Annotated in this window: 17 protein-coding genes; 5 read left to right on the forward strand and 12 right to left on the reverse strand. The window is 40.0% G+C overall.

All coding sequences use genetic code 11. The annotated features are described in order from the left end of the window. Positions 1-44 precede the first annotated feature (44 nt). The 3 genes from guaD to ACLKML_RS17320 all read right to left on the reverse strand — a co-directional run bounded on the left by guaD (position 45) and on the right by ACLKML_RS17320 (position 3,508). Complete coding sequence (guaD, locus tag ACLKML_RS17310) at positions 45-1,397, reverse strand: guanine deaminase (RefSeq protein WP_413284243.1); 1,353 nt, start codon at positions 1,395-1,397, stop codon at positions 45-47. A 74-nt stretch (positions 1,398-1,471) separates the two neighbouring features. Further along, complete coding sequence (deoD, locus tag ACLKML_RS17315; RefSeq protein WP_317718274.1) at positions 1,472-2,182, reverse strand: purine-nucleoside phosphorylase; 711 nt, start codon at positions 2,180-2,182, stop codon at positions 1,472-1,474. A gap of 105 nt (positions 2,183-2,287) precedes the next feature. Further along, positions 2,288-3,508, reverse strand: coding sequence for a NupC/NupG family nucleoside CNT transporter (locus ACLKML_RS17320; RefSeq protein WP_413284244.1), 1,221 nt, complete (start codon positions 3,506-3,508; stop codon positions 2,288-2,290). A 429-nt stretch (positions 3,509-3,937) separates the two neighbouring features. On the opposite strand from ACLKML_RS17320, the gene ACLKML_RS17325 reads away from it, so the two are divergent. Genes ACLKML_RS17325 through codA form a run of 4 tightly spaced genes read left to right on the forward strand, consistent with a single transcriptional unit; the run spans position 3,938 to position 7,693 of the window. Continuing rightward, a complete protein-coding gene (locus ACLKML_RS17325; protein WP_413284245.1) occupies positions 3,938-4,384 on the forward strand; it encodes a cytosine permease in 447 nt (148 codons plus the stop codon). Then, entirely contained in the window at positions 4,356-5,261 is a 906-nt protein-coding gene (gene codB / locus ACLKML_RS17330; RefSeq protein WP_413284246.1) for a cytosine permease, read from the forward strand. The genes ACLKML_RS17325 and codB overlap by 29 nt, the downstream gene beginning before the upstream one ends. Positions 5,262-5,267: 6 nt before the next feature. After that, positions 5,268-6,440, forward strand: coding sequence for a PucR family transcriptional regulator (locus tag ACLKML_RS17335; RefSeq protein ID WP_413284247.1), 1,173 nt, complete (start codon positions 5,268-5,270; stop codon positions 6,438-6,440). Positions 6,441-6,448: 8 nt separating this feature from the next. Beyond that, on the forward strand, positions 6,449-7,693 hold the full coding sequence (codA, locus tag ACLKML_RS17340; RefSeq protein WP_413284248.1) for a cytosine deaminase: 1,245 nt from the start codon (positions 6,449-6,451) through the stop codon (positions 7,691-7,693). Positions 7,694-7,838: 145 nt separating this feature from the next. On the opposite strand, the gene ACLKML_RS17345 is transcribed toward codA, so the two are convergent. From ACLKML_RS17345 to ACLKML_RS17365, 5 genes are all read right to left on the reverse strand, one after another. After that, entirely contained in the window at positions 7,839-9,197 is a 1,359-nt protein-coding gene (locus ACLKML_RS17345) for a Na+/H+ antiporter NhaC family protein (RefSeq protein WP_413284249.1), read from the reverse strand. 31 nt (positions 9,198-9,228) lie between these two features. Beyond that, entirely contained in the window at positions 9,229-10,428 is a 1,200-nt protein-coding gene (locus tag ACLKML_RS17350) for a pyridoxal phosphate-dependent aminotransferase (RefSeq protein WP_413284250.1), read from the reverse strand. 4 nt (positions 10,429-10,432) lie between these two features. Then, positions 10,433-10,807 carry a RidA family protein gene (locus ACLKML_RS17355; protein ID WP_413284251.1) on the reverse strand — a complete coding sequence of 125 codons (375 nt, stop codon included), beginning with the start codon at positions 10,805-10,807 and terminating at the stop codon, positions 10,433-10,435. Positions 10,808-10,873: 66 nt separating this feature from the next. Beyond that, the gene (locus ACLKML_RS17360) at positions 10,874-11,503 is read right to left on the reverse strand and encodes a transcriptional regulator (RefSeq protein ID WP_413284252.1); all 630 of its coding nucleotides are present in this window, start codon (positions 11,501-11,503) and stop codon (positions 10,874-10,876) included. A 270-nt stretch (positions 11,504-11,773) separates the two neighbouring features. Continuing rightward, positions 11,774-12,457 carry a PA14 domain-containing protein gene (locus ACLKML_RS17365; protein ID WP_413284253.1) on the reverse strand — a complete coding sequence of 228 codons (684 nt, stop codon included), beginning with the start codon at positions 12,455-12,457 and terminating at the stop codon, positions 11,774-11,776. Positions 12,458-12,898: 441 nt separating this feature from the next. On the opposite strand from ACLKML_RS17365, the gene ACLKML_RS17370 reads away from it, so the two are divergent. Then, positions 12,899-13,090: a hypothetical protein gene (locus tag ACLKML_RS17370; protein WP_413284254.1), complete on the forward strand. Its 192-nt coding sequence runs from the start codon at positions 12,899-12,901 to the stop codon at positions 13,088-13,090. 91 nt (positions 13,091-13,181) lie between these two features. Here ACLKML_RS17370 and ACLKML_RS17375 read toward each other — a convergent pair whose 3' ends face one another. From ACLKML_RS17375 to ACLKML_RS17390, 4 genes are all read right to left on the reverse strand, one after another. After that, complete coding sequence (locus ACLKML_RS17375; RefSeq protein WP_413284255.1) at positions 13,182-14,486, reverse strand: TRAP transporter large permease; 1,305 nt, start codon at positions 14,484-14,486, stop codon at positions 13,182-13,184. Between the two features lies 1 nt (position 14,487). After that, positions 14,488-14,979: a TRAP transporter small permease gene (locus ACLKML_RS17380; RefSeq protein ID WP_413285921.1), complete on the reverse strand. Its 492-nt coding sequence runs from the start codon at positions 14,977-14,979 to the stop codon at positions 14,488-14,490. Positions 14,980-15,061: 82 nt separating this feature from the next. Next, positions 15,062-16,021 (reverse strand): TRAP transporter substrate-binding protein, encoded by a 960-nt coding sequence (locus ACLKML_RS17385; protein ID WP_413284256.1) that lies wholly within the window; start codon positions 16,019-16,021, stop codon positions 15,062-15,064. Positions 16,022-16,305: 284 nt separating this feature from the next. After that, positions 16,306-17,616: an anaerobic sulfatase maturase gene (locus tag ACLKML_RS17390; RefSeq protein WP_413284257.1), complete on the reverse strand. Its 1,311-nt coding sequence runs from the start codon at positions 17,614-17,616 to the stop codon at positions 16,306-16,308. Between the last annotated feature and the right edge of the window lie 78 nt (positions 17,617-17,694).

Raw genomic sequence — 17,694 nt, forward strand, 5'->3', positions numbered from 1 at the left:
AAACTGCTTATAAATCGAACGATAATTAAGGTGCCACTGATAGTTTATTTCATCGGTTTGACAACCTGACCATTTACCCAGACTTTCATAATATTACTTCTGTTAGTATAGGCAATGATTTTTTCAAAAATATCTTGAATGCTATCTAGGTTGATATGAATATTAAAATCTTCATGCGTTGTATCCACACATATCGCATCGAACAGTCGGCCTGTACTCATTACACCTGTATTTAGGCCTAACGTCTTAGCCCCACCGGTGGTTGCCATCCAATAGGCTTCCAATAAAGTGATTCTGCTATCTGCTGTACCTCTTTCTGAGCCTGTTAATGTATAGTCCGTTCCATTTTCACGTGCTCTCGAATGCGTTACTGCATCAAAACATGATCTGAATAATGAAGGATAAGGGGATGCAGCGACATCAGAACCTAAACCGATTTGAATTTTTTTGTCTAATAATTCTCGACAGGGCAGAGCGGCATTGGCAAAAAATATATTTGAGAGTGGGCAGTGGGCGATAGACGATTTGTGTTTTTGCACAATATTTATATCGTCATCTGTTAAGAAAATAGAATGCGCTAACAATGTTTTTGGCCCTAGAAGCCCGGCTTCTTCATAAAGCTCTACATCTGTTTTACCGTATTTATCAGCACTGAAGTCTCTTGCCCAATCGCTTTCGCTGGCATGTGTTTGCACTGCGCAATCATATTTTTTTGCAAGAGAACCAAGACCATGCATTGCGTCTTTTGAGCAGGTCGGCACAAAGCGAGGAGTAACAATGGGCTCAACTAAGCCGTTATTCTGTTCTAGATTTCTTACATTGTTGATAAATTGTTCAGTAAGATCGATAGATGCTTGATAATTTTCATCTTTGTAATAATCAGGACACATGTCTACATCATCCATTGCTACTTTTCCGACAAACGCTCGTTGACCTTGATTCAAGCATTCTTGTGCCAGATAAGTTGAAGATTCAACATCAACTGTCGCGAAATAAACGGCGGTTGTAGTGCCATGAGACAAATATGTGTTTATAAGATCAGGATAAATACTTTTGGCAAAATCAATATCTTTGTAACGGCTTTCTAGTGGAAAGGTATAGGTTTGTAACCATTCATCAAGTGGGAGATCCAACCCTTTTCCGGCTTGTGGCCATTGAGGTGCATGAATATGCAGATCGATCATGCCCGGCAGTATAACTTGCCCAGGTGATAGCTTTTCTAATTGCCCGATAGCTGAGAAATGTTCAACATTGCTCGCATAATCGTGATCTTGTGGGTTAACTACTCGCTCAATTACACCGGTATCGCTGTCAAAAATGATCAGTGCGTCGGCAAGGTGTTCAAACGAGCCTAATACTGGTGTATGAAAAATAGAACCGAGAATGGCATGTTTCATAAATATTCCTATTGATAGGCTTGGTTTTTGTACACTGTACTTTCATCCAAAACCAAACCCTTACTCCATCTAGACTAAAATGTTAGTGCAGTTTCCAGTGCTATTTCGACCATTTCATTTAGCCCAGTTTGACGTTCATCTGAGCTAAGGTGCAATTCATTAACAATATGGTCTGTTACGGTGCAGATCCCAAGGGCACGGCAATTATGTTCTGCTGCTAATGCGTACAGAGCATTGATCTCCATCTCTACCCCTAATATTCCATACTTTTGCATTAGCTGATAATAATCTTCATCAGGGCGATAGAATAGATCAGATGAAAAAATGTTGCCTACTTTGTAGTTGACGCCGCGTTGTTTTGCTACTTGATAGCAAGTGTGTAACAGATCAAAGTTTGCTAGTGCGGCTAAATCATGGTCTCGAAATCGGATACGATTGATTTTTGAATCTGTACATGCACCTTGCGCAATAATTAAATCTTTTAGTTGTACATCGTCAGAAATTGCGCCACAACTGCCCACGCGAATAATATTTTTCACACCGTAATAAGCCATTAATTCATGGAAATAGATAGAAGCTGATGGGCCGCCCATACCATGACCCATTACAGAAATAGGCATAGATTTATAGACGCCAGTAAAACCGAGAATGCCTCTGACATTGGTTACTTCACGTACGTTGTCTAAATACTTTTCAGCGATATATTTGGCTCTTAGTGGGTCGCCAGACATAATAATTGTTTCTGCGAAATCGTGTTTGTTCGCATTGATATGAGGAGTAGACATAATATTCCTTAACTGAAGATAATCAGTAGGACAGATGTTAGCCTTGGGTTTGCGCGTAAAGCGGCAGAGCACAAGATAACATCTTATCCTGAATGATAAATGAGGTTAGCCGAGTGAAATAAGAGCACCAGCAATAGTGCCAGACATCAGATTAGCCAAAATAGAAGCAAGTAAGACTCGAGGCCCGATAGCGGAAATGAGTTCTCGTTTATCAGGACACATCGCACCAATACCGCCAACCACCATAGCGAGAGAACCAATATTGGCAAAACCGCATAAACTAAAGATGACGATGGCTTGTGTTTTGGCTGATAGTTGCTCGGCAATGTCTAAATAGTTGATGTAAGCAACAAATTCGTTGATGGCAATTTTTTGTCCAATAATAGAACCCGCTGTCACGGCCTCCGACCACGGTACACCCATTAAAAATGTTAAAGGTGCAAGTAAGTAACCAATGATAATTTCCAAGGTGAGTGCATCAATACCCACAAGGTTACCGACACCGCCGATAATTCCATTTAGTAGAGCGATAAGCGCAACAAACGAAATAAGCAAAGCTGTCACGATAATGACCTGATTCATACCAATAGTTGATCCATCGGTAATCGCTTCTAATAAGCCCTTAGGTTTATCCGCTGAATGAATATCAACCTCATTATTGACCAGTTCAGGTTCGGTTTGAGGGCACATTAGTTTGGCAAAAAGTAGCCCAGCTGGTGCGGTCATAAAGCAAGCTGTGAGGATGTAAGTTGGATCAATACCTAAATTGATATAACCAACCATTGTACCACCTGCCACACTGGCTAAACCTCCGGTCATTACAGCAAACAGCTCAGAACGAGTCATTCTTTTAACCAAAGGACGAATCATAGATGGTGCTTCGATCGGCCCAACAAAAATATTAGCGGTAGCGGAGAGAGATTCTGCTTTGCTTGTACCTAATACTTTGGATAACGCACCACCAATTGTATTGATAATGAACTGCATTATTTTTAAATAATACAGTACCGAAATAAGTGCAGAGACGAATACAACCACACAAAGTACATTGATGGCAAAGATAAAGCCCATTTTGAAATCAGCCAAATCGCCAAAAACAAATTTTAACCCTGCATTTGAAAAACCAATAATATCATTCACACCATGGCTAAGATATTCAATGATTTTCATCCCAAGAGGGACATACATAACAAATGCGCCTAGAGCTATTTGTATAGATAGTGCAAGTAAAACGGTTCGAAAGTTAATTTTGTTGCGGTTTTCTGAGCATAGAAAACCAATAAGTATCAGCGATCCGATGCCGATTAAACTCATAATGATAGACATAGTAAATTCCATTTTTTGTTATTGTTCCTTTTCTCAGTTTGCTAGCGATGAAAACAAAAAGAACGGACATTTTTCCTTTAAAGAAGAATAAATAGTTAAATTAGTCAATTTCAGGTCTGTTTTACAAGGACAGGCACCTTTGCAACAAGCATGTTACAAGTACAGGCACCTTTATAAATAGTCACTCTCATTATTTTTAGTATGAAATAATGATGCCTGTCCCGATAGAGTCCTCCCTTTATCATTGGATCCTAACTGGTGCAACTTAGGCTAACTTAGTGCATGTCGTACACTTTGCATTATTCAATAAGTGCAGTTGGTACAATTATTGTTTGTGGATTTGTACCAATTTTGCGCTATTTTTATACGGCTAAAGTGGCACAAAGATTGTAGGCTTTTATTACACACTCAATGTAAGGGAACTACATTATGCAAGGAAACAACGATTACCCACTCAGTGCTGTGCCTGCTGGAAGTCGTAAGGGGCTTATTTCTATGTCCGTTATGCTGGCAGGGTTCACTTTTTTTACTGCAACTATGTGGGCTGGAGGAAGTTTAGGTGCTGCATTTTCATTAAATGAACTGCTTGTGATTTTAGTGATAGGTAACCTGATTTTGGGAACCTATGCTGCCGCGTTAGCGTATATTGCTTATAAAACAGGGCTGAATACCGTGTTGTTGGGTCGCTATTGTTTTGGTGAATTTGGTAGTAAATTATCCGACTTTGTACTCGGTTTTACACAAATCGGTTGGTATGCATGGGGAGTCGCTACGATAGCAATTGTATTAACAAAATTGCTTGGTATTGATGAGACATGGCAAATACCTTTAATGGTTTTATTTGGCTTTGGTTTTAACAAAATTGCTTGGTATTGATGAGACATGGCAAATACCTTTAATGGTTTTATTTGGCTTTGGTTTTTGTATTACGGCTTCTATTGGCTATCGTGCAATGGAATTACTGTCTAAGATTTCTGTTCCTGCGATGTTGGCATTTATTGGACTTTGTTTTTATACAGGATTAGTCGACGTGGGCGGAGTAGGGGCTTTGTTTGATATTGCGCCACAAGAGAGTATGAGTGTTAGTGCTGCGGTTACCGTTGTGATCGGAACATTCATTAGTGGTGGTACGCAAGCGACTAATTGGAGTCGTTTTTCAAAAACAGGCAAAATAGCGGTGGTGTCTACCTTAGCCGCATTCTTTGTTGGCAATGGACTTATGGTATTCATTGGTGCGTTTGGCGCGATGATTTATCAACAGTCTGATATTGTCGATATCTTAGTTGCGCAGGGTTTTATGGTTACGGCTATCTTAATGTTGTTTGCCAATATTTGGACAACTCAGGACAATACGATTTATAACTTCGCTGCGGCGGGTTGTAACCTATTCCGTACCGATAAGCGTGGTTTAATTACGGTCATTGGTGGGGCGATTGGTACCTTATTAGCCATCTTAGGTATGTACAATTATCTCATTCCATTTTTGATTTTATTGGGTACATTTATCCCACCAATTGGTGCCATCATAATGACCAATTTTTGGGTAGTATATAAAGGAAATCCACCTAAACTGACTGATATTGAATTGCCAAATTTTGATACAAAAGGGTTAGCTGCATACGCATTAGGTTCATTATCCGCCTATTTTTCTCCATGGGTACCCCCTATTATCGGTATGCTAGTGGCGAGTATCAGTTATGTCGTCTTAGTTACCGTGTTATCTCCTCAGCGTTCGGAGATTAAGGTTGGGTAGTAATTAATGATTACTGTACGAGATATTCCGACTATAAAAGGGTTGGAATCAATACGCATACGTGCAGGTGCAGAATTCGCAGATAAGGCCATTCGTTGGCCTTATCTTGCCGAAGATCACGAACTCGACCCGTGGCTAGTCGGTGGTGAAGTGATTTTTATCACTGGTATCAATCGTAGTTGGACCGATGACGAGTTTATTTGTCTGCTTCATTCTGCAAAGAATAAAAATGCAGCGGCGATTATTCTGTTAACTGGCTCGGCACATATATCTGCGTTAAATCTAGATTGGGTGACTTTAGCCAATGAGCATCAATTACCGTTATTAGAACAACCTTTTTCACTACCAATGGTTGTGGTGACAGAAAGACTGTCCAACGCGATTATCCAAAGTACCTTTGCTCAGCGGTCAAAAGAATGGTTTTTAACTCAATTGGTAGAAAACCCAACAGAAACCGAAGCGATAGCTCTGGAACAGGCGCGAGATATTGGCTTGCCGCATGACAGTGAATTATCGATGGCAATGGTATTGCCAAACACCAGTGCAAGTAAAAGTATTGAATCATGGAAATTTATATTAAGAGAATTTATTGCCGAGCAAAAAAGCCCTTTCCCAGTAATCGAGTATCGAACAGGATGGCTACTTTGCTTAGTAAAAGATCATGACAATAACCAGGCAAAAATGGAGGCATGGCAGCATCTACATTCTATGCTACAAAGTAAACAACTTTTATCGAGTATTGGTGTAAGTGATGGTTTCACGTTAAGTAAGTTAAATCGCTTAGCATTTCAAGCTAAACAGTGCACCGAATTTATCCATCGCCATTTCCGAGGGCAAGTTTTCCACTATAAAACGTTCGGTTTACAACAATTATTTGCCGCTGTTGATGATATTGAACGGTTACACGATTTTTGTCATCGATATCTTGGCCCCTATTATCAATTGAATGGAGAAGATGTGGGGCAGGTTAAGCAAACGCTGCGTTGTTATTTCACTAATTTATGTTCGGTTAGAAGTACTGCGTCAGATATGGGTATCCATCGTAATACGGTGACCGCAAGAATTCAGAAATTTGAACAAAGAACACATCTCTCACTAGACGATGCAGGCAATCGATTAGCGATACAAAACGCACTCGTTATCGAGTCCTTTATTTTGCCGCAAACAGAATCCCGTTAAGGAGCCTTATGAAAATCATCAACGCCCGTATGAGACATCAACCCTGTTTATATACAATTGAATGTATTAATGGTTATTTTACTCAAATTACTCAACAACAAGGTGTCAGCGAAGAGCCTTGTGATATTGATGCTCAACAACAATTGATTTGTGCTCCTTTGGTTGAGCCACATATCCACTTAGATGCTGTGTTAACGGCTGGTGAACCACGATGGAATAAAAGTGGAACCTTGTTTGAAGGGATAGAATGTTGGGCGGAAAGAAAACCGATGCTCAATGAACAAGACGTACAAAGCCGAGTACTAAAAGCGGCTGAATTATTAATTAGTCATGGTGTTCAATATATACGCACCCATGTAGATGTGACAGACCCCGATTTAACAGCTCTCAAGGCAATCGTACCGTTAAAAAAGAAGTTAGCGCCTTACTTGGATTTACAAATAGTCGCCTTTCCACAAGAAGGCATTTTGTCTTTCCCTAATGGCAAAGCGTTAATGGAACAGGCGTTACACATCGGTGCCGATGTTGTTGGTGGTATTCCACACTTTGAATTCACCAGAGAATATGGCGTAGAGTCAATGCGTTGGGTGATGGATTTAGCTAAAAAACATAATAAGCTTGTTGATGTACATTGCGATGAAATTGATGACGGCAATTCGCGATTTTTGGAAGTGCTTGCAACCGCAGCGTTAGAAACTGGCATGAAAGGCAAAGTAACCGCCAGCCATACAGTGGCTATGCACTCATATAATAATGCCTACTGTTCGAAATTATTTCGATTATTAAAAATGTCTGGTATTAATTTTGTTTCGTGTCCGACAGAAAATACTCACTTACAAGGTCGTTTTGATACTTTCCCGAAACGACGCGGAATCACCCGAGTTAAAGAGTTACGTGATGCAGGAATAAATGTCGCACTAGCTCAAGATTCAATTCAAGACCCGTGGTATAGCTTAGGTAACGGCAAGTTACTTCGTCAGGTGGACTTTGCACTGCACGCTTGCCATATGATGGGATACGATGATTTCAAAACAGCGCTCGATTTTATTACCGATAATGGCGCCCAAGTGATGAACATTACTGATAAATACGGAATAGAAATTGGTAAACCAGCCAACTTTATTATTTTACAAGGCCAAGATGATGCAACTGTCATTCGTGAACAAGCTGATGTTCTGTGGTCTGTGCGCAACGGTGAAGTGTTAGTGGAGCGCGCACCATCAGTGGTCAAACAGGGTGTTTGTTTCAGTTGATAGATAAGGGAGATAAGGGGACAGGCACCTTTAAAATGTCAGTTTAGCTTCCAGTTATAAGGTGTGTGTCCCTGTATCAAAGTTGCGATTTAATGAGGCGATGTTCTGGCATACATGCAAGACATCGCCTGATATTAACTTATCGTTATGATTCTTCTTTGAAACCTATTCCAGTTATAACTGACCCAAATAATACGATGAACAGCATAACAGGATATAAGAAGGCAGCCGCTACCGCGTTTGGTTCGACACCACTTAATGCTGCGGCGATAAAGACAAACACACTAAAGAATGGGATGACTAATGCCAAGGAGTTAGAAAAACCATCCAGAAGATTTGCTCTGCGGTAAGGGTGAATATTTAGTCGTTGTCCCGCTTCATTAATTATAGGGCCAACAGATAAAATAGTTGCACTAGTTACTCCGCCGAATAACATGGTTACGATATTGATAACAATGGCGCTGACGATTTCAAAACCTTTTGCTGTTTTACATAGTGATGAAGACATCAGAGTCTTGGTAAGACTTTCGATGATACCGGCGTTTTTAACCACGCCCATAATACCGAAAATAGATACAACAAGAATCGCTGTGCCCATCATTCCCTTAATACCATCGGCTAAAAAACCAGAAGCGTGGTTACCTAAAGAACCATCGGAATGGAAAAGTTGAGAGCCGTCGAAAATCCCAGTAACAAGCCCTAATACGCAACCGAAGGCTAGCGCGACACTCGTTGCAATAAAAATATTATGGGTTAGCTTAGAAACAACTAATAGCACGATAACGGGAATTAACATTAACAAATTATAAGGCGAGAACTCTAACGCTTCACTGGTATAAGTCAGTGTGGTTTCAGGGGCTATCACTAAATATAATATGGTAGTCAACACCGCGGCAATGGCCGCGTATTTGAATCGTGAACGCACTACGCCACCAATATCTGCCGATTGTCCGGTTTTCTTGACGGTTTGGGTTGATGCAGAAGCAATGGTTGTATCGGAAATTGGTGCAAGGTTATCGCCAAAAATACAACCCGAAGCAATCGCGCCTGCCAAAACCGCTTCATCGACACCTAGAGCAATACCGGTTTGATAAAAGACAGGAAAGGCAGCAAACATGGTCCCGATTGAAGAACCAGTGGCTGTTGCAACGATACATACGGCAATAAACGAGAATGCAACAAATCCACCTGATGAAAATTCGAAAGATTGCGCAAACCAAATCAAGCCATTAGATAAACCGCTGACTTTAATCATTTGCGAAAACATTCCTATTAGCAGCAATAATAAGAAAATAGTAACGCTTTCCTTACTTGCTATCCCTTTTAGAACTGAATCCCAATAAGCGGTTCTATTTGATGCCACCAGGCTGGTCAACATAAGCCCTATAAATGCTGCTCCCGCTAGAACATGCATATCGTAAGTCATATAGTGAGAAAAAAGCACAATACAGGAAATAAAAAAGAAGCTTAACGGAAGCAAGGCGATTGCTTGATTGTTAAACATTGGTAATTCCTTTACCGAACTGTTTGTCACGTTATTTAAAGTTAATGATCCCATCTTTTACCCTCTCACAAGCTTCGATTATTTTCTCATCATCACGGAAACATCCGTAAATCAGGCGAAGGTGGCCTTCAAATCCTTTTCCATATTGGCCACCAGGATTGACCAAAACATTTTGGTCTTTAAGTACAAATTGAGTTATCTCCTCACCATCTCCAACAGCATTCACGTCAAGCCACTGCAAAATGCCACTTTCTGGTTTTTTACATTCCACTCCCGGAATGCTATTAAATATCTCGGTAATCATGTCTCGACGTTTTTCTAACCGAGTTGTTCGTTCTGCGATAATAGAGTGGTCGTTTAGTGCGGCTAATGCACCGGCACACGATAAATGAGAAGGTGCGCCGAGTATGTTGACCGCTGCACCGTAATATTTGTCGATAAGTTTATCGCTGGTGTAAATGTATCCAATACGAAGACCGCTTAAACCATAGCCTTTTGATAGAGAACATACGGTCACGGTTCTTTCTAGCATTCCTTCAATAGCTGCTGGGCTGACAAATTTAATACCGTCAAAAATGATGTCCTCAAATGCCTGATCACATACAAGAATAAGATCGTTTTCGATAACAAATTCACAAATCTCCATTATCGAATCTTCACGATAAACAACCGACGTTGGGTTGTTTGGATGACAAATTGCTAACATTTTGGTTTTTGGCGTGAGGTGTTTTTCTAAGTCTGCTCGACGTATTTGGTAATTATCTTGTGGTGATGTAGGCACTTGCACTGCGTTGGCACCCATCAACGACACGTTAACAAGATTGTTTGGATACGTTGGCGTAGGGATTAGGACTTCGTCACCCTTTTCTAAAAAAGGATACATGGCATAAAATAACCCTGAATCAGACCCAGGAGTAACAATAATGTTACGGCTAGGATCGAGATTTAAGCCGGTTTGGCTTTGTATTTTATTGGCAATAGCAACACGTAATTCACGCGGTCCTATTGGCATAACATAGTGTGATGAAATTCCCAATTGGACGCTTTCCATTAGTGCATTTTGCACACTTTTTGGCATCGCTGGGTCAGGGAAATCAGGATCGGCCCACGCTAGAATTGTCCCACCAGATTCAAGGATTTTACCGGCTCCTTCACCCACATCTGCTTTGATTACTTCGTCGAATAGCCCACCTGAGACAGAGGCAAACGCATCCTTCATATGTTTATTCATATCGCTATTCTCCCGCTATCGCAATGGTGTCAATTTCAACCATTGCGCCTTTAGGCAGTGCGCTAACCTCAACTACCGCTCTGGCTGGAGTGTGTTTTCCGAAAAACGATTGATATTCTTCATTTATTTCTGTGAAAGAATTGAGATCAGTAGTAAACACTTGAACCTTGAGGATGTTTTCTTTTTTTGAACCCTGAGACTGCAAAATAGCCAATATATTGTTTAAACTTTGCTTGGTCTGCGTTCGCACGTCTTTTGCCATTTCTCCCTTACTGTCTATAGGCAATTGTCCGGAAACATAAATCACGCCATTATAGGCAGTAGCTTGAGCGTAAGCACCTATTGGTGCGGGGGCATCGGTAGTATTAATAAATTTCATAATATCCCTGTAAATAATAATAAAAAATCTTCCTGATAAAAATTTATCAATTTTTGGTAAAAAATTTTACTTAATTTTTTGTAAGTAGCGATACATAGTTGCGTCTGAAACTTTTAATGTTTTCGCTACTTCGCTAATAGAGCCCTTGAGAAGGAAGATGCCTTTTTTATCCAATTCCTTAATAACTTCCATTCTTTCTTCTTTGGTCAATCGTGTCACGTTAGACACTTTTTTGTTAAATACCTCTTCAATCACATTGGTTGGCAAGCTAGAAACAGACGGAACCAATCGCTCAGATACCGCTGCAGGTCTGGCAGGATTAGATGTCCTTAATATCCCACCCAAAGCATCAAACATATTTTGATAATTGGTCAAATCTTGATTAATACAAAGTAGCCCAACTAACTCATTGTTCTCTTTTATAAAAAATGTCGAAGAGTTAAATGCTTTACCAGTGGACGAGACACTTTTATAAATATCGGTGTAATCTTTGGTCAGGAACTCTTTATCTTTGAGCACCCTCAACACCAAATCTGTGGCAGAATCTCCAACAGTTCGACCACTAATATGGCCATTACCAATAAATACAATTGAACGCTCTAGGCTGCTCAAATCATGTATTACGAATTCACAATCTTGCATTTGTTGTGCCAAAAAGGCCGCTATGTTTTTGAATAGTTGTAAGTTACTGTTCATGATGGGGTTTTATCACCTTGATAATTTATTCTCAATTTAGAATAGCATACTTTATTATTCATTTGTGTGCGAAATGTGACTTTACTGCACTTGCGTTGGGCAACGGGGTCAGGTCTTGCCTTTTGCTTAGCCACGTGAAACGAACGGGGTCAGGTCTTGCCTTTTGCTTAACCACGCAAAAGGCAAGACCTGACCCCGTAAATGAACTGTAAAAAAAGCTGACAATAAAGGGCCACTAGGCCCTTTATTGTAAAACTATTGGTTCTGACACTATTTTACGGTGTTGCGAAATAGACGTCGAGAAGCCAAACCCAGTAAGCCTATAGCAAATAGAAGAGAAGAAGCGGGTTCTGGAACGTCTACTACTGTTGCTACACTATTTACATCGTTGAAATGAGTATAAGCAGTTGAATACTCGGAAGCTATGCTTAATTCTAGTGAAGCCTCCCCTGCATTTTCAAAGAAATACAGTTCCATACTGTGGATGCCTGAAGTTAAATCTATTTGACCAGAGCGTCGTTGCTCTGCATGAAGGTTTGGATCATTAATAATCAGCTCACCATCAATATATAGGAAGATGCCATCATCGCTATACGTTTGGAAAAAGTAGTTCGCATCACTTGCAACTGAAAAATCACCTGTAATTCGAACAAAGAACTGGTCGTTAAGACTTGCTGAGCCACCTGTTACCCCAGCTTGAGAAGCTGAAGGCCAAGGGTTACTACCTGCAATATCACCAGCAAAACCTGCCGGGTCATCAGTAAAATCGATGTAATCCCACTCGGTAATTGTATCTGCTGTATAAGTAGCTGCGTAATACTCTAACGCGCTAAGATCTGTACTCCAATAATCATTATACTGTTCAACAATAAGCGCTGCGTTAGCGGACAAAGACATTATTGCCGAAACCAATCCTATAGAAACAACCTTTAAATACCTTTTAAAACTAGGCATGAAACCTCCAATTAATAGTAATTTTTTATTTTTTGAGCCAAATAGACACTAAATTTACTTATATATTAATAACAGCCATAAATTAGGCAATATATATGCCATTTTTTATGTTATTGATTTTAAAGTAATTTTAATTTTTGTATGATGAGAAGTGTAAAGTAATCCGACATATTTTTTGAACCAACATCACAGTAGAGTGGGGTCACAGAACGGGGTTAGGTCTTGCCTTTTGCTTAACCACGCAAAAGGCAAGACCTGACCCCCGTAAATGCGTAAATAGAAAACAGCTATCAATAGAATAGAGACAGCCAATTATTAGTTAACTTTGTTTTGGTTAATAATTGCACAAAAGTAAAACACTAATGAAAGTTAGGTCTTGTCTCTTTATGCAGAAGGCAAGATCCGTCCCCGTAAAGTAACGCATTTTATGAGAATTAGATTATGACTGAGTTTGGATTATCAATAATATATATGGTTTGGTTAGCGATTGTATTAGCGGTGTTATTTGTTGCTTACGAATTTAGTCTTTTTATACGAGCAGAGCACAAAGTAACGACAATGAATGGTCCTTGGCCAACCAAAGGTGACGCACAACAGCGAAAAAATAACCAACCGGTTACTTTTTTTGCCTAAGAAAACGAATAAACGAAACGAACGGGGTCAGCAAATAAAAAAGGGCAAGTGATTACACACTTGCCCCTTAGTTTAGTCGTTATTGGTAAAATTAGTTAATTAAACCAAATGCTCTTGGTAAAGCTAAACTGATTGATGGGATAAACGTAATCAGTAATAGTGTGACAATAAGTACCGCACAGAATGGCAGTATTGACCGTATTACGCTTTCAATTTTGGCCCCACTAACACTACAACCCACAAACAATGCGGTTCCTACTGGAGGGGTGGCAATACCAATACATAAGTTGAATATCATCATCATAGCGAAGTGAATTGGGTGCATTCCCAGCTGTGTTGCAATAGGCATGAATATTGGAGTGAATATCAATACTGCTGGCGTTAAATCCATAAACATGCCGACAATAAGTAAGATTATGTTCATGAGAATAAAGATGATAATCGGATTATCCGAAATAGACAGCATCCATTCGCTTATCATACTTGGTAAGCCAGTAAATGCCATTGCCCAAGACATAATGGTAGAAGCGCCGATCAAAAATAACATAATGCCGGTGATTTCTGCTGTTTCGACACAGATCATCCGTAGTTCTTTTAGACCAAGTGTCCGATAACAGAGCGATAATCCAAACGAATACAATACCGCTATGCAAGCACCTTCTGTGGCGGTAAATATACCCCCGATAATGCCACCAATAACGACAACAACTAAGCCTAAGCTTGGTATTGCACGCCATGTAATAACAAGCTTTTCGCGTATAGTTAGCTTAATTGCGGTACTTTTGTATCCTTTTTTCTTAGCAATAATATAAGCAACAACCATACAGCTGAGGCCCATTAAAATGCCCGGAACATAACCGGCGATAAATAGTGCAGCTATTGATGTACCGCCACTTACAACCGAAAAAACGATCAAAGAGTTACTTGGTGGAATAAGTAATCCAGCAGGACATGAGGCAACGTTTACCGCAGTTGAATACGATTTATCATATCCTTCTTTTTCTAATTCAGGCTCAAGTGTTTTACCTACCGCTGCCGCTGCGGCAACCGCAGAGCCAGAAACGGAGCCAAATAACATGTTGGCTAACACATTTACATGAGAGAGCGCGCCAGGCATACGACCGACAATTATTTTGGCGAATTGCACTAAACGTGTGGCGATACCACCGCGGTTCATGATGTTACCAGCTAAAATAAAGAAGGGTATGGCAAGTAAACTAAAACTGTCGATACCGGTAACTATTTTCTGCCCGGCTGTCATAAAGGCGACATCCATAGGAAGAATTGAACACATGATCACCAATGAAGACATGGCGATAGCAATAGCGATAGGGACGCTAAATGCGATTAGAAAAAGGAATAGGCATAACAGCCAAAAACCAACTGAGATATCCATATTATTTGTCTTCCTTAATAGATTGAGCAGGAGCAAATACTTCAACGGTATTTAAAGCGAGATAGATCAACATAATGATCCCGGCAAGAGGCAAGATAAAATAAACGTAAGCCATTGGGATTTGTAATGCAGGTGAAAACTGCATCATGGTTCTACCCATTAACTGCATACCACCTTTGACCATGGCTAAGCTAATGAAGATGATAGAGACAAGGTTAATGAGTACATGAAAGTATTTGCGGTGTGTTACTTTGATTGAGTCGATGAACAATGTAATGGCTAAGTGACCATTTTTGCCGAATAAGTAACTTGCTCCTGCAAGACCAAACCAGATCATCGTATATCTTGCTAATTCATCAGTAAATGAGCTTGGGTTGTTGAGAACATAACGACTAAATACTTGCCAAGTAACGGTTATGACTAGAGTGACAATAGCAAACCCACAAAAGGTGAGAATAGCTTTATCTAGAAAAGTTTTAAATTGACGTAAAATTGAGTACATCTTCACTCCAAATCAATATCAGAAAATAAGCCCTCCAAATAGGGAGGGCAATGAGTAAAAAATAACGTTTGGCTTATAGCGCTTCGATAGCGTCTATATAGCTTTTTAGTTTTTCATCTTTTTTCGCTTCTTCAATCATAGGAAGCACTTTTTCACGGAATTTGCTAGTATCTACATCGATAAAGGTCACGCCAGATTCTTTAGCAATTTTCATGTTTTTAGCATCGGTAGCAGCCCAAATCTTGATCTCTTCTTCCATAGATTCTAGAGCTGCTTCTTTAACGATTTTTTGTTCGTCCGCATCTAAGCTACCCCAAGTTGCTTCAGAAATCATGATAAGGTCAGGCGTCATCATGTGTTGATCCATTGCGTAGTATTTAGCCACTTCTGAGTGTCTCATTTCTACTAGGCTAGAGATGTTATTTTCCGCAGCGTCAATAACGCCTTGTTGCAGAGCAGTATAAACCTCAGTAAATGGTACTGGTGTAGCACGTGCACCAAGTAGACGAACCATTTCCATCATAGTTGGAGATTCAGGAACACGAATTTTTAAACCAGCTAGATCTTCTGGTGTATTAATTGGCTTAGCACTATAAAAACTACGAGAACCTGAATCGTATAATGTTATACCAACAAAGCCTTTACCTTTACTTGAAGCAAGTAGTTTTTCAGCTGCTTCACTACGCATAAAGTCGTGCATATGTTCAGCGTTGCGGAATAGATAAGGAATTGAGATAGCTTTATAAGTTGGTTCAAACGATTCGGCTAATGAGCCGTTAATTTTCGCCATATCTAATGCACCAGTAACAACCTGTTCTGCTTGATCGCGTTCTGAACCTAGCATGCCGTTTGGAAAAATCTTAACGTCTATATCACCGCCGGACTTTTCTTTCACTTTGTCTGCAAAGTAAACCATACCTTGGTGAGCGGCACTGTTTAAGTTCATTGCATGGCCTAGGGTAAGTGTTTTGGCATTAACAGTAAAAGTAGCTAGTACAGAAGCTGCGACTAGCGATATCAGAGTCTTTTTCATTCACGAAATCCTTGTTTTTATATGTGCTATATTTAAGTAATTTGTACCTATTCAACGAAAACAATTTTGTAATATTAGTAGTACAAAAGAATAATTGCTCACATTGATTTGAAATCACAATGTCATCTTATAATACAAATAGACGCTCATTTGGGAACTAAATCGCATTACAAAAAATTTCGGTTATTGATTTGTAATTTAGTGTCTTTGATCACGGTTTGTGAACAAACAACGTTGCTATATCACAAGATAGAAAAGGGCCGCTTGAGGTTTTGTTATATTAGCTAACCACAACATTTTTTGAATTTTTTTCCACTGCCGCATGGACACGGTTCATTTCTGCCTATACGAATAGAAGGCTCAGGCTTTCCGGTGTCGTTATCTTGTATGGCATAATAGGCCATGATTTCTGCAGCGGGTCGACGTTGCCTGAGCAATTGAGCCATTACCTGCATGGCTTTTTCACTATGGCGAAAGAAATCAAAGTAACCACTGCACAAATAGTTATGATCGGGTTTTCCGGATGGCCCACGCTCAAATCTATGTTTTGGGCAACCGCCAAAACACGCGAATTGGTATCGACACTCTCGGCATTTATCGTTTAGGGTAGTGAATTTATCTACACCAAATTGTATCGCCTTGTCACTATTGTTTAGTGTAGAAATATCGCTACTATGAATATTTCCAAGTTTGTATTCTGGGTACACATAATGGTCACATTGGTACAAATCACCATTCGACTCTAATGCTAAAACATGGCCACATTGTTTGGAGAAAATGCAGATTCCACTTGCGTTACCAGTCCAACTAGCTAATGTCGAATCAAACATTTGTACAAAAGTAGAACCAACATCGTGGCGAACCCAATAGTCGAAAATCGTAGTTAAAAATTGCCCATATTCTTTTGGGTCTACCGACCAAGGTGTCACTTTTGCTAGTGAGTCGGACGGCCCAGCAAGGAGATGTGTATCATTGTGTGAGGTTTGAGTGGTGCGTTCTACTAAGGGAATAAACTGCAAAAACGTCGAACCAATGGATTTTAGGAACTGATAAACGCGCAAAGGATGCTTTACATTCTCGGCGTTAACAACAGTAAGAGTATTAAACTCTATGTGGTGTTTTTTGAGCAAATTAACCGCCGCCAGCACGCTTGCGTGTGTGCCTTTTTTACTCCGTGTTACTCGATAACGGTCATGTAAATCTTCTGGCCCATCAATGGATATGCCAATAAGAAAATGATGCTTTTTGAAGAATTGGCACCATTGGTCATTTAAAAGTATGCCGTTAGTTTGAAAAGCGTGGTTAATGGTTTTATTACCACGGTATTTTTCGCATAAAGAGACAACCTTTTGATAAAACTCTATGCCGAGCAGAGTTGGCTCGCCACCTTGCCATGCAAATTCAACCGTGTTATTTGGCTGCGCTTCGATGTGTTGCTTAATGAAGGCTTGTAACGTTTCATCTGACATGCGCCAATTCGCTTGTCGCTCAGGGTAGAGCATCTCTTTCTCTAGATAAAAACAGTATTCGCAATCTATATTGCAGACTGAACCGGAAGGTTTTGCCATTACGTGGCAACCGATAGTTGACGTCATTGTTATTCCTTGTCTTGAAGCATATTAAAACCAGTATTAGAATGGCTGTTGAAGTGAGAACAACGAATAAATAGTAAA

Origin of the sequence: Vibrio sp. MA40-2, from assembly GCF_047302445.1 — a bacterium.
Lineage (GTDB): Bacteria > Pseudomonadota > Gammaproteobacteria > Enterobacterales > Vibrionaceae > Vibrio.

What these genes read in the sequence shown, in the direction of transcription:
- ACLKML_RS17345 (WP_413284249.1), bottom strand. Translation starts at nt 9,197, where the DNA reads ATGTTTAACAATCAAGCAATCGCCTTGCTTCCGTTAAGCTTCTTTTTT.
- ACLKML_RS17385 (WP_413284256.1), bottom strand. Translation starts at nt 16,021, where the DNA reads ATGAAAAAGACTCTGATATCGCTAGTCGCAGCTTCTGTACTAGCTACT.
- ACLKML_RS17390 (WP_413284257.1), bottom strand. Translation starts at nt 17,616, where the DNA reads ATGACGTCAACTATCGGTTGCCACGTAATGGCAAAACCTTCCGGTTCA.
- ACLKML_RS17375 (WP_413284255.1), bottom strand. Translation starts at nt 14,486, where the DNA reads ATGGATATCTCAGTTGGTTTTTGGCTGTTATGCCTATTCCTTTTTCTA.
- guaD (WP_413284243.1), bottom strand. Translation starts at nt 1,397, where the DNA reads ATGAAACATGCCATTCTCGGTTCTATTTTTCATACACCAGTATTAGGC.
- ACLKML_RS17365 (WP_413284253.1), bottom strand. Translation starts at nt 12,457, where the DNA reads ATGCCTAGTTTTAAAAGGTATTTAAAGGTTGTTTCTATAGGATTGGTT.
- ACLKML_RS17320 (WP_413284244.1), bottom strand. Translation starts at nt 3,508, where the DNA reads ATGTCTATCATTATGAGTTTAATCGGCATCGGATCGCTGATACTTATT.
- deoD (WP_317718274.1), bottom strand. Translation starts at nt 2,182, where the DNA reads ATGTCTACTCCTCATATCAATGCGAACAAACACGATTTCGCAGAAACA.
- ACLKML_RS17355 (WP_413284251.1), bottom strand. Translation starts at nt 10,807, where the DNA reads ATGAAATTTATTAATACTACCGATGCCCCCGCACCAATAGGTGCTTAC.
- ACLKML_RS17370 (WP_413284254.1), top strand. Translation starts at nt 12,899, where the DNA reads ATGACTGAGTTTGGATTATCAATAATATATATGGTTTGGTTAGCGATT.
- ACLKML_RS17325 (WP_413284245.1), top strand. Translation starts at nt 3,938, where the DNA reads ATGCAAGGAAACAACGATTACCCACTCAGTGCTGTGCCTGCTGGAAGT.
- ACLKML_RS17335 (WP_413284247.1), top strand. Translation starts at nt 5,268, where the DNA reads ATGATTACTGTACGAGATATTCCGACTATAAAAGGGTTGGAATCAATA.
- ACLKML_RS17350 (WP_413284250.1), bottom strand. Translation starts at nt 10,428, where the DNA reads ATGAATAAACATATGAAGGATGCGTTTGCCTCTGTCTCAGGTGGGCTA.
- codA (WP_413284248.1), top strand. Translation starts at nt 6,449, where the DNA reads ATGAAAATCATCAACGCCCGTATGAGACATCAACCCTGTTTATATACA.
- ACLKML_RS17360 (WP_413284252.1), bottom strand. Translation starts at nt 11,503, where the DNA reads ATGAACAGTAACTTACAACTATTCAAAAACATAGCGGCCTTTTTGGCA.